The sequence below is a fragment of the Chitinophagales bacterium genome, from assembly GCA_019694975.1.
Lineage (GTDB): Bacteria > Bacteroidota > Bacteroidia > Chitinophagales > UBA10324 > JACCZZ01.
Genome location: JAIBAY010000009.1, coordinates 102,483 through 114,752, shown reverse-complemented (window position 1 = coordinate 114,752; position 12,270 = coordinate 102,483). Strand labels below are relative to the sequence as shown.

Genomic DNA, 12,270 nt, shown 5'->3' with positions numbered 1-12,270 from the left:
CGCATGGAAAAACGCAGTTCTTTGTCGCGCCCGACATTAAAAAAACAACAGATGAAAATCTTACTCAACCTGCTAGTTATTGTTCAGCTTTTGCCACAAACAATGGCACAAAACAAGAATGATCTCCCATCGTCAAAACCACTTGTTATCGGAACAACGGAAGAAATATTTTCCAGGGAACTTTCGGAAAACAGGATAGTGAATATTTATTTACCCGAAGGTTATAATGAAAAAGACAGCATAAGATATCCGGTAATATATGCGCTTGATGGTGGCATTGACGAAGATTTTCTCCATATAACAGGCATCGTCCAATACAATACTTTGCCCTGGATTAACCGGATTCCTGCATCCATTGTGGTTGGCATCGTAAATGTTGACAGGAAGAGGGATTTTACCGGTCCGACAAATTTCGTGAACGACAAAAAGCATGCACCCACAGGTGGCGGTTCCGCAAAATTTATTGCATTCATAGAAAAGGATCTGCTGCCATACATCAACGCAACGTATAAGACGAACGCGTCACGAACCATCATTGGGCAATCGCTTGCAGGACTATTGGCAACGGAAATATTATTTACAAAGCCAACACTCTTCGACAAGTATATTATTGTAAGCCCCAGCCTGTGGTGGAATGATGGTTCGCTGCTGAAATTGCAGCCGGAAATTCTTAATGCTACCTATTCGCATCCCACAGCTGTTTACATTGGCGTCGGAAAAGAAGGACTGACACCGGGACTTGACAGTCATGTGATGGAAGTTGATGCCAACCTGTTAGCCGACAAAATAAGTCAGTCGAAATCCAAAAATGTAACGGTATATTTTGATTACCTGCCTTCAGAAGACCATGCCACTGTAACGCATCCGGCTGTTTTCAATGCTTTCAGACTACTGTATCCGGACAAAAAAGAGCATTAGCAAATACCAGTTGAACAAAGGCAAATGCGGTCGGGCCGAAAAAAAAAGAGCCGGATCCCCAGCGCTTTATTGCTTCCTGTAGAAAATTCATTGCTTTAAAACTCTACCTTTGCTGCATAAAATATTTAAAGCATCTGAGCCGTATTTTACTTATAGACGATGAAGAAAAACTAAGCAACCTGCTGACTCGCATTATCAGTCTGGAGGGCTTTGATGTGGTTCAGGCGGCAGACTGCAAGTCGGCATGGAAGAAGTTGGATCATTCGGAATTTGACATTGCGCTATGCGATGTAAAACTGCCCGACGGCAATGGCGTGGAACTCTCCGGGAAAATCAAAGACAGGTTCCCGCACATGGAAATTATCCTGCTGACTGCCTATGGCAATATTGCAGACAGTGTGCAGGCAATTAAGAATGGTGCTTTTGACTACATCACCAAAGGTGACGATCACGACAAAATAATCCCGCTTTTGCATCGCGCAATGGACAAAGTGCATCTGTCTAAACGTGTGCAGCAGTTGCAGAAGCAGGTTGGCCACCAATATTCGTTTGACAACATCATTGGCCAATCAAAGGCCATTCTCGCGGCAATTGAAATGGCAAAAAAAGTTGCCGCCACCGACACAACGGTGTTACTGTTAGGTGAAACCGGAACAGGCAAAGAGGTCTTCGCACAAGCCATACATACTGCAAGTAACCGTGCTAATAAACCATTTGTTGCGATTAACTGCTCTGCATTCAGCAAGGAACTTTTGGAGAGCGAGATGTTCGGACATAAAGCCGGAGCATTTACCGGAGCCACTAAAGACAAAAAAGGATTGTTCGAAGAAGCCAGCACCGGCACTATTTTTTTAGACGAAATCGGTGAAATGAGCCTGGAGTTACAGGCAAAGTTGCTGCGGGTGATTGAAACTGGTGAGTTTATTAAAGTCGGGGAAAGTAAAACCAGCAAAACCAATGCGCGCATTATTGCCGCCACACACCGTGACCTGCCAAAAGAAATTGAAGCTACCCATTTCAGGCAAGATCTGTATTACCGCATTTCAGTTTTTCAAATCAGGCTACCTGCTTTGCGCGAACGCGCAGCTGATATTGAATCGCTGGCTAAGCACTTTGCAGTTGTATCATCTGCAAAAACCAATAAGAAAGCTAAATCGCTTTCTGCTGAATTTATCGAAGCGCTTAAACAACATCAGTGGCAAGGCAATATACGGGAACTGAAAAATGTAATTGAGCGCAGCGTTATTCTTTGCAATACTGACGAACTCACCACGGAGGACCTACCGGCAGAACTTCAACCTGCTTATTCTCCTGTAAAGAACCGAAAACAACTATCGGCTTTTGACTTATCCAGTGCCGAAAAACTCCACATTCAAAAAGTGCTGAACTACACCAATGGCAACAAAACCGAGGCGGCACGGCTGCTCAATATTGCCACTACCACCCTTTACCGCAAACTGGAAGAATACAAAATCAGTTAATAGAAGCTATCTCAAAAAAGGCAATCAATGCGGTCATGGCGGATTTATTCCGGCATCTGCCAATATATGGAAGAGATCCTGATCCTGATCAATCAGGACAGGATCACTCCCGGTATTTTTGAGACAGCTTCCAGCAAAATTATAGCGAAACGCTATGCCCGCCCGTTGCAAAATGAAACGGTTGTTTCCCACTCAATCTTCGTTTTGTATACTCAAACCCTTGTCAGCGTGAGGTTTCCGTTCCAATGCACCGAATGGAACGGCTTTGGCTGATCTTCTGCCAAAGCATATCAAAATGACTACAATAATTCTTATCGCAGCCGGGCTATTCTGCTTCGCGCTGTTTTTCAAATCCATCAACTTCTTTGAAAAAATCTGAACTACATGACAGCACTCTTCATTATCGCAATTTTTCTCTTCTGTTACATCGTCTATGTATTACTCAAACCGGAAAGATTCTGAACTATGAATTGGGAGAAAGTAAGAAAGGCCATCGTATTCATCATTTCCATACTATTGGTTGTGTCGATGTACTATCTTCTTTATTGGAAAGCCAAAATCTTATTTAGGTTCTAAAACAAAACAAAATGAATACTGAAATAACCGGAATAATCCTGATGTATGGCGTGATAGTACTGCTTGCCATTCCGCTTGGCAGATACATCGGAAAGATTTTCATGAATGAAAAAACATGGCTGGATAAAGTTTTCAATCCGCTCGACAACCTCTTTTACAAACTGAGCGGCATTGACATAAATAAAGAAATGAACTGGAAACAGCATCTGGCAGCACTGCTTACTATCAATGTTTTCTGGTTTCTCATTTCCATGTTCATATTGACCAACATGAGCTGGCTGCCACTCAATCCTGACGGAAATCCTTCTATGACAGCCGATCTGGCTTTCAACACTTCCGTAAGCTTCGTAACAAATACCAACCTGCAACACTATTCAGGTGAAACCGGCTTGTCCTATTTAGGCCAGTTGATTTTAATGCTTTGGCAATTCATCAGTGCCGGAACAGGTATAGCTATTTGTGCCGTTGTGTTTTTTGCCATGAGAGAAAAGACATCACTAACACTGGGCAACTTCTACTTCTTCTTTGTCCGCTCCTGCACACGCATTTTGTTGCCGCTGGCATTCACAACTGCCATCATTTATGCATTCAACGGCATACCGATGACCTTTGAAGGCAAAGACACCATGACAACTCTGCAAGGTGATACCGTACAGGTAAGCAGAGGGCCTGTTGCCGCATTTGTTGCGATCAAGCAGTTAGGCACAAACGGCGGCGGTTTCTTCGGATCGAATTCAGCCCATCCGTTTGAAAATCCTGGCTACTTCACCAATATCCTGGAGACCATTTCCCTTTTTCTTATTCCGATTGCGATGATTTTTGCAATGGGCTTTGTATTAAAGCGCAGAAAATTAGCACGGACAATTTTCGGTGTAATGACCATCGGTTTTCTGTGTTTTGTGATTCCATCGGTATATTATGAGATGCAGGGCAACCCTGCTATTTCACATTTAGGCATCGCACAAAATTCAGGCAGCATGGAAGGCAAAGAAATCAGGTTCGGCTCTGCCGCGTCGGCTTACTGGGCAATCAATACCACCTGCACCAGTAATGGTTCAGTAAACGCCATGCACGACAGTATGACGCCATTTACCGGAATGTTCACCTTGCTTGGCATGATGATAAATTGCTTTTACGGAGGAGTTGGCGTGGGCTTCCTAAACTTTTATGTGTTCATCATTCTTGCAGTTTTCATCAGCGGCCTGATGGTGGGCAGGACACCTGAGTTTCTCGGAAAGAAAATTGAAGCACGTGAAATGAAAATAGCTATGCTCATCGCTTTACTTCATCCGTTCCTGATTTTAACAGGAACAGCATTAGCAAGTTTTCTTTTTTCAGGTAACCCTGAAGCATACTCCGGTTGGCTTGCCAACCCCGGCTTTCACGGTTTCAGTGAAATGCTTTATGAGTTCAGTTCATCATCTGCCAACAACGGAAGCGGCTTTGAAGGATTGGGCGATAATACGCCATTTTGGAATATAGCCTGTGGTTTGGTCATGTTATTGGCGCGTTACCTTCCTATCATCGGGCCTGTTGCCATTGCGGGAATCTTAGCCTCTAAAAAATTCATACCGGAAAGTAACGGAACATTAAAAACCGATACTGCCACCTTCGGGCTTATGGTTTTCGCTGTCATCGCCATTGTAGCCGCACTTTCATTTTTCCCGGCACTCACATTGGGACCGATTGCAGAATATTTTTCATTACAGTGAAAAGAGATCAGTAAACAGTAAAATTTAAATACTATGCAATTCAACTTATGCCATTTACTAAACCTATCCTCACCGCTCATAATTAAGCCATAAAGAAGCTTTCCAATGAAATCCGATTTTTCGACCAACAAATCTGCTTCACTGTTGTCAATGAAACCAAGCTCCTCGCGAAGTAAAATAACTGTGACAAGTTCGGTCATTGAACCTAATGAAATGCGCACGAAATGGACAAACTCTTTTGGGCTTCTCCTGGCTGCACCCTCAGCAATATTTACAGGAATGGAAACAGCTGCCCATCGCATCTGGGAAACCAATCCAAACTCTTCCTCCGCAGGAAAATTGCTTGTAATGCCCTATATATCCTTTACAAAGCCAAAACTGCTACTCCATGCATGCAATTGCTTATGCGGTTTTATTATTCATGATTTTGTTATCTCAAAATTAAATCATCTCAGCTTCCGTATTTCACATCTCACTTTTCACATAACACATCTTACATTTCAAATTAAGTAAACAGCACCATGAAATCATCACCTGCTTCCTTATTTCAACCTCAGCTGCTGAAAGAGGCACTCATACAATCCTTCATTAAACTGAACCCGAAAACAATGTTCCGCAATCCGGTGATGTTCACCGTTTGGATCGGCACGCTTGTGATGCTCATTGTTTCTTTGTGGACTTTATCCGGTGCAAGCGGACAAGGTTCTTTCATTTACAACTTCCTTGTTTTTAAAGTGCTGCTGCTCACTTTGTTATTTGCCAACTTCGCGGAAGCTATTGCCGAAGCAAGAGGAAAAGCACAGGCAGACAGTTTAAGGAAAACAAGAGAAGAAACACCGGCAAAGAAAATCTCCGCTTTAGGTAAATACTTAACGAGCGATGTAGTAATCATTCCATCCTCACAATTAAAGAAAGGAGATTTATTTTTCTGCGAAGCGGGTGACATCATTCCCACGGATGGAGAAATTTTAGAAGGACTTGCCACAATTGACGAAAGCGCCATCACCGGAGAAAGTGCACCTGTAATCCGTGAAGCCGGTGGCGATAAAAGTTCCGTAACAGGTGGAACAAAAGTTTTAAGCGACAGAATTCAGGTAGTGGTAACTACACAACCCGGGGAAAGCTTCCTGGATAAAATGATAGCCCTGGTAGAAGGTGCAAGCCGGCAGAAAACACCCAATGAAATCGCACTGACCATTTTACTGGCGGGCTTCACACTGGTATTCATAATAGTTTGCATTACCCTTAAACCCTTTGCCGATTACGCCAACACACCAATAACTATTGCAGCGTTCATTTCACTTTTTATCTGCTTAATTCCGACCACCATTGGCGGACTTCTTTCCGCTATCGGCATTGCGGGAATGGACAGGGCTTTACGCGCCAATGTAATTACAAAAAGCGGCAAAGCGGTAGAAACCGCCGGTGATATTGATGTATTGTTGCTGGATAAAACAGGAACGATAACCATTGGCAACCGTAAAGCCACCAATTTTTATCCTGCTCATGATGTGGAACTGAATGCATTTGTGAAATCAGTTGCCTTAAGTTCAATGAGCGATGATACTCCGGAAGGCAAATCAATCATTGAACTGGCAGGAATGAAACCGGGCAGTATTACAATTGAAAATGCACGTTTCATAAAATTCACTGCCGAAACAAGAACCTCCGGAATTGATTTTGAAAACACCCGTATCAGGAAAGGTGCATCCGATGCCATTCGCAACCTGTGTGAAAAAGCCGGGAACACGTTCCCGCGCGAAACCATTGAAATTGTAAACGGAATTTCAAGCAATGGAGGCACACCGCTGGTTGTTTCTGAAAACGAAAAAGTAATCGGTGTAATTGAATTACAGGACATCATCAAGCCCGGAATCCGGGAGCGCTTTGAACGGCTTCGCAAAATGGGCATAAAAACAGTGATGGTAACCGGTGATAATCCGCTAACAGCCAAATTCATTGCAGGAAAAGCAGGCGTGGATGATTTTATTGCCGAAGCCAAACCCGAAGACAAAATGAATTACATCAAAAAGGAGCAGTCAGAAGGTCGCTTAGTGGCCATGATGGGCGACGGAACAAATGACGCTCCTGCTCTTGCACAGGCTGATGTGGGTGTAGCCATGAACAGCGGAACGCAAGCCGCTAAAGAAGCAGGCAACATGGTTGATCTTGACAACGACCCAACGAAACTGATTGAAGTGGTTGAAATCGGGAAACAGCTTTTGATGACACGCGGAACGCTCACCACTTTCAGCATTGCCAATGATGTAGCGAAATATTTTGCCATCGTTCCGGCCTTGTTCATCGCTTCCATTCCTTCTTTACAGGGTTTGAACATTATGCAGTTGCACTCTCCTGAAAGCGCAATTCTATCAGCAGTAATTTTTAACGCTATTATCATCCCCTTGCTCATTCCGCTTGCGCTGAAAGGAGTAGCTTACAAGCCTATCGGTGCCAGTGCGCTGTTACGCAGAAACCTTCTCCTCTATGGTTTGGGTGGCGTTATTGTTCCATTCATCGGCATTAAACTCATCGACTTAGCTGTTTCCCTGTACTTTTAAAACTAACACAATATGAAATCCAATATGCTTCCCGCCATTCGACTCACTTTACTTTGTTTAGTGTTTTTCAGTGGTATCTACACTTTAGCTGTTTACGGAATTTCCCTGTTCGCGCCCAACAACGGCAAAGGCGAAGTCATCTTATACAATGGAAAAACTTATTACGCCAACATCGGGCAAAGCTTTACTGATGATAAATATTTTTGGTCACGCCCAAGCGCGGTAAACTACAATGCAGCCGGAAGCGGAGGCAGCAATAAAGGACCCTCCAATCCCGATTACTTAGCCGTGGTGCAGTCGCGCATTGACACTTTCCTCGTTCATAATCCCGGCATTGACAAATCTGATATTCCTTCCGATTTGGTTACTGCAAGCGGAAGCGGGCTTGATCCGCATATATCCGTACAAGCTGCCAATGTGCAGGCAGCACGTATCGCAAAAATCCGCGGCATTGCCGAAGCCAACATTCAGCAACTCATACTTTCAAACACTGAAAAGCCATTGCTCGGTATGTTTGGAACCGAGCGCATCAATGTTTTACAACTTAATATCGCATTAGATAAATTGCAAATTGAAAAATAAAAAACTGAACTAATAAATCCAGTCAAACATAACGTCATGAAGTCATCAATGAAAATATGGATTACGATTGCAATTTTACACTGTCCATTTTTAACAATCCATTCGCTGAAAGCGCAGACAAATTTGTCGGAATCGGACAGACTGGCCATCATTCAGCAGGTACAACAGGATGTGCTGGATAGTTTGAATACTGAACCGCAAAAACCGGCCGGGCAAATTTCAAATACACTTTCTCTTTCCGGCTACGTCGAAATCTATTACTGTTACGATTTTGCCCAGCCAGCCAATCATGTTCGTCAACCCTTCCTTTATTCTTATAACAGGCATAATGAGATCAATTTAAATGTAGGACTCATTAAACTGGCTTATGCAACCGATAATGTGCGTGCCAACATTGCGCTCATGGCCGGAACATACAGCAATGATAATCTTTCAGCAGAACCGGGTGTTTTAAAAAATGTTTTTGAAGCCAACACAGGTATTAAAATTTCAAAAAATAAAGACCTGTGGGTTGATGCAGGCATCTTTGCATCGCATATTGGTTTTGAAAGTGCCATCGGCAAAGACTGCTGGACTTTAACCCGCAGCATCCTGGCTGAAAATTCACCATACTACGAGACAGGGGCAAAAATTTCCTATAGCACCGACAATGGTAAATGGTTTATCAGTGGCTTACTATTAAATGGCTGGCAGCGAATCTACCGAAAGGATGGAAATAACTTTCCTGCTTTCGGGCATCAGCTTATTTTCAAACCCAATTCAAAAATCATAATTAACAGCAGTTCATTTATAGGTAACGACATGCCGGACAGTGCCAGGCAGATGCGCTACTTTCATGATCTATATGGCCAGTTTCAGCCAGATAAAAGATTCGGAATCATAGCCGGATTTGATATTGGTGCGCAACAGCAATCAAAAGGCAGCAGTGTTTATAACACCTGGTATTCGCCCATCATCATTTTTAAAGTAACCCCAACCGACAAATTAACCATTGCGGCAAGAGGTGAATACTACAGCGATAAAAACGGCGTAATCATTGCCACCGGAACGCCCGGCAATTTTCAGACCTTTGGATATTCACTAAACTTCGACTATCTGATTCACAACCATGTTTTATGGCGGGTGGAAGGAAGAGGCTTTTCCGGTAAAGACAAAATATTCATGCTGAACGATGAGCCAAGCAACAACAATTATTTCATCACTACTTCACTTGCTGTTTCATTCTGATGGAAGAAACAAGAAAGTCGGCGGAAGAATTTCTGAACCTGATTAAAAAATCAAGGCGCGGAAAGTTTAAAATCTATATTGGCATGAGTGCCGGTGTGGGAAAAACATACCGCATGTTGCAGGAAGCCCATTCCCTGCTCCGTAATGGCATAGATATAAAAGTCGGCTATATAGAAACTCACCACCGGAAAGAAACACATGAATTGCTGGAAGGGCTACCGGTTATTCCGCGCAGGAAACTTTTTTACAAAGGAAAAGAGCTGGAGGAATTAGATGTGCAGGCTGTCATCAGCCTCCGTCCGGAGGTGGTGATTATTGATGAACTCGCACACACCAATATTCAGGGCAGTAAAAATGAAAAGCGCTGGCAGGATGTGCTTGAAATTCTGGAAGCCGGAATAAATGTGATCAGTGCCGTAAACATTCAGCATATCGAAAGCCTGAATGATGAGGTTAAAGCCATTACGGGTGTTGAAGTGGCGGAGCGGATTCCTGACAAGATCCTGGCATTAGCCGATGAAGTGGTCAATATTGACCTCACAGCGGATGAACTGATAGTTCGTTTGAAAGAAGGTAAAATTTACCAGGCAGAAAAAATTCAAGCCGCGCTAAACAACTTCTTCAAGCCCGAACACATTCTACAGTTACGTGAACTTGCCCTGAAGGAAGTGGCTTCGCAGGTAGAACGCAAAGTGGATATTGAAGTGCCGAAAAATGCTGCTCTTCGTCATGAAAAATTCCTTGCCTGCATCAGCAGCAATGAAAAAACTGCGAAGAATGTAATCCGCAAAACCGCACGGTTAGCCAGCTATTACAATGCGCAATGGTTTGTGCTGTATGTGCAGATTCCTGCTGAAGACACAGCCAATATTCCACTGGACAAACAGCGGCATCTCATCAACAACTTCAAACTTGCCACTGAATTGGGTGGACAGGTAATACAGGTGCAGGAAAAAAATATACCGCTGGCCATGATTGAGCAAGCAAAGAAACACAACATTACAACCATTTGCATCGGCAAGCCGCATCTCAATTTATTCAGAATCATCCTGGCTACCAATATCTTAAACGAGTTGCTCAAAAATCTATCAGCATCCGATATTGACCTTGTCATATTAAGCTGAAAATGTAAAATTGCAACCATGAAAATCGAGCATATCCTGAAAGCAAAAATTCATGTGTTTGCCATTCATGCTACAAAGCTTTTTCAGTTTTTACAGGCAGGCCAGAAAGAACTAATGCTTTCTAAACATGTATTGCGAAGCGGAACATCCGCCATAGTAAACAATCAAAACAAAGAATGCAGTTGCCGGATGATTTTTTTAAGTTTCAGATTTTACTGCTGCATGTTCCACTGTATTACCGATCATCGATGACGAAGAACCTGATAAACTTCTATGTGTATTCTTTAAAAACTATAAGCATAAAACTATGACAGCATTCCATTTTCCAGTGTCCACTTTCAATTTACTGTCATGAAAATCAAAGCAAAACTTACACTCTGGGTCAGCTTTCTCTTTCTGCTCATCATCATCCTGATTGCGGTGGGTGTTAAATACGCAAATCAGATTTCAAATGATACACAGAATATATTAGCCGACAACTACAACACCATTGACTATTCACGGAAAATGCTCATTGCCCTGGATAACCTGACTGTTTCCGATTCAGCTATTGACATCTTCCGGGAAAATCTGAACAAGCAGCAAAACAACGTAACAGAGAAGGGAGAAGAAGAACTCACTGCCAGGCTCACCCTTGATTTCGAAAAGCTGAAATCCAATCTTCATGACAGTGCATTATATGTAAGCATCCGCGCCGACCTTGCGGATATTATGTTGCTCAACATGCAGGCCATTCAACGCAAAAGTGAAATTGCAAAAAGCACTGCAAGAACAGCCACCATAATGATTTCCATAACAGGAGCTTTTTGTTTCCTGCTTGCCTTTTCACTGCTGCTTAATTTGCCCTCCAACATCGCCAATCCAATTAAAGAGCTTACCGAAAGTGTAAAGGAGATCGCCGCAAAAAATTACAACCAGCGTGTTCACTTTGAACAGCACAACGAATTTGGCGACCTGGCGCATTCATTTAATGTTATGGCAGAAAAATTACAAGAGTACAACGACAGCAATCTGGCTAAACTGATGATGGAGAAAAAGCGCATTGAAACACTAATCAATAACATGCACGACCCTGTTATCGGGTTAGATGAAAACCGCAAAATTCTTTTCATCAACGATGAGGCATTAAAAATTTCAGGGCTGAAACAGGAAGATGTGGTTGGAAAAGCGGCGCAGGAAATTGCAGTGCATAATGATTTAATGCGCTCTCTTATCCAGGAGGTGCTTAAGCCGGGAACCCACGGCAGCAAGCAGCAGCAGCCGCTCAAAATATTCGCAGATAACAAGGAAAGCTTTTTTGAAAAAGAAATCATTCCCATTTCAATCGTTCCCACTGCCGAAGAACAATCCAAACATATTGGTGATGTAATCATCCTTCAAAACATTACGCCATTCAAAGAGCTGGATTTTGCCAAAACAAATTTCATTGCCACGGTTTCACATGAGCTTAAAACACCCATTTCTTCCATCCTCATGAGTTTAGATCTGCTGGTGAATGAAAAAGTCGGCAGCGTAAATTCGGAACAGAAACAACTCATTCAAAGCGTTAAGGAAGACAGTCAGCGGCTTTTAAAAATAACGGGCGAACTGCTTAACATGACACAGGTGGAAACAGGAAAAATACAATTGAGTTTACAGGCCACACCACCGGTGGAAATCATTCGCTATGCTACTGAAGCCGTGAAAGTTCAGGCAGAACAAAAAAACATTGCTATAACAATTGATTGTCCGGATAACATTCCGCCGGTAAATGCCGACCGAGAGAAGACGGCATGGGTGCTGACCAATTTCCTGTCCAATGCTATCCGTTATTCTTACGAAAATTCAAATGTCCTGCTCACAGTAAAAGAGGTTGAAAATAAAATTCTGATCTCCGTTAAAGATTCCGGTAAAGGCATTGAGCCGAAATATAAAGACAAAATATTTGACCGCTATTTCCAAATTCCCGGCAGCAGTAAATCAGGAACAGGACTCGGGCTTGCCATCAGCAAAGAATTTATTGAAGCACAGGGAGGAGAAATATCCCTGCAAAGTGAAATCGGAAAGGGAAGCATTTTTTCAATAGCGTTAAATAAACCAGTTGCATAAA

10 protein-coding genes are annotated in these 12,270 nt (G+C 42.9%); all 10 read left to right on the top strand.

The genetic code is table 11. From position 1 onward, the window contains the following. Nucleotides 1-51: 51 nt before the first annotated feature. Complete coding sequence (locus K1X61_14755) at nucleotides 52-918, top strand: alpha/beta hydrolase (GenBank protein MBX7109906.1); 867 nt, start codon at nucleotides 52-54, stop codon at nucleotides 916-918. Nucleotides 919-1,052: 134 nt separating this feature from the next. After that, the gene (locus K1X61_14750) at nucleotides 1,053-2,399 is read left to right on the top strand and encodes a sigma-54 dependent transcriptional regulator (protein MBX7109905.1); all 1,347 of its coding nucleotides are present in this window, start codon (nucleotides 1,053-1,055) and stop codon (nucleotides 2,397-2,399) included. A 66-nt stretch (nucleotides 2,400-2,465) separates the two neighbouring features. Further along, a complete protein-coding gene (locus tag K1X61_14745; GenBank protein ID MBX7109904.1) occupies nucleotides 2,466-2,672 on the top strand; it encodes a hypothetical protein in 207 nt (68 codons plus the stop codon). 111 nt (nucleotides 2,673-2,783) lie between these two features. Continuing rightward, entirely contained in the window at nucleotides 2,784-2,861 is a 78-nt protein-coding gene (gene kdpF / locus K1X61_14740) for a K(+)-transporting ATPase subunit F (GenBank protein ID MBX7109903.1), read from the top strand. 125 nt (nucleotides 2,862-2,986) lie between these two features. Further along, the gene (gene kdpA, locus K1X61_14735) at nucleotides 2,987-4,687 is read left to right on the top strand and encodes a potassium-transporting ATPase subunit KdpA (GenBank protein ID MBX7109902.1); all 1,701 of its coding nucleotides are present in this window, start codon (nucleotides 2,987-2,989) and stop codon (nucleotides 4,685-4,687) included. A gap of 521 nt (nucleotides 4,688-5,208) precedes the next feature. Beyond that, on the top strand, nucleotides 5,209-7,248 hold the full coding sequence (gene kdpB, locus K1X61_14730) for a potassium-transporting ATPase subunit KdpB (protein MBX7109901.1): 2,040 nt from the start codon (nucleotides 5,209-5,211) through the stop codon (nucleotides 7,246-7,248). A 12-nt stretch (nucleotides 7,249-7,260) separates the two neighbouring features. Further along, complete coding sequence (locus K1X61_14725) at nucleotides 7,261-7,830, top strand: K(+)-transporting ATPase subunit C (protein ID MBX7109900.1); 570 nt, start codon at nucleotides 7,261-7,263, stop codon at nucleotides 7,828-7,830. Between the two features lie 48 nt (nucleotides 7,831-7,878). Continuing rightward, nucleotides 7,879-9,057, top strand: a complete 1,179-nt coding sequence (locus K1X61_14720) for a porin (protein ID MBX7109899.1) — start codon at nucleotides 7,879-7,881, stop codon at nucleotides 9,055-9,057. Next, nucleotides 9,057-10,181, top strand: a complete 1,125-nt coding sequence (locus tag K1X61_14715) for a sensor protein KdpD (protein MBX7109898.1) — start codon at nucleotides 9,057-9,059, stop codon at nucleotides 10,179-10,181. Before K1X61_14720 ends, K1X61_14715 begins: the two co-directional genes overlap by 1 nt. A 351-nt stretch (nucleotides 10,182-10,532) precedes the next feature. Next, nucleotides 10,533-12,269, top strand: a complete 1,737-nt coding sequence (locus tag K1X61_14710) for a cell wall metabolism sensor histidine kinase WalK (GenBank protein ID MBX7109897.1) — start codon at nucleotides 10,533-10,535, stop codon at nucleotides 12,267-12,269. Nucleotide 12,270 lies beyond the last annotated feature (1 nt).

Excerpts from the sequence above, each read along its gene's own strand:
- K1X61_14725 (MBX7109900.1), top strand. The coding sequence starts at position 7,261 with ATGAAATCCAATATGCTTCCCGCCATTCGACTCACTTTACTTTGTTTA.
- kdpB (MBX7109901.1), top strand. The coding sequence starts at position 5,209 with ATGAAATCATCACCTGCTTCCTTATTTCAACCTCAGCTGCTGAAAGAG.
- K1X61_14755 (MBX7109906.1), top strand. The coding sequence starts at position 52 with ATGAAAATCTTACTCAACCTGCTAGTTATTGTTCAGCTTTTGCCACAA.
- kdpF (MBX7109903.1), top strand. The coding sequence starts at position 2,784 with ATGACAGCACTCTTCATTATCGCAATTTTTCTCTTCTGTTACATCGTC.
- K1X61_14710 (MBX7109897.1), top strand. The coding sequence starts at position 10,533 with ATGAAAATCAAAGCAAAACTTACACTCTGGGTCAGCTTTCTCTTTCTG.
- K1X61_14715 (MBX7109898.1), top strand. The coding sequence starts at position 9,057 with ATGGAAGAAACAAGAAAGTCGGCGGAAGAATTTCTGAACCTGATTAAA.
- kdpA (MBX7109902.1), top strand. The coding sequence starts at position 2,987 with ATGAATACTGAAATAACCGGAATAATCCTGATGTATGGCGTGATAGTA.
- K1X61_14745 (MBX7109904.1), top strand. The coding sequence starts at position 2,466 with ATGGAAGAGATCCTGATCCTGATCAATCAGGACAGGATCACTCCCGGT.
- K1X61_14720 (MBX7109899.1), top strand. The coding sequence starts at position 7,879 with ATGAAAATATGGATTACGATTGCAATTTTACACTGTCCATTTTTAACA.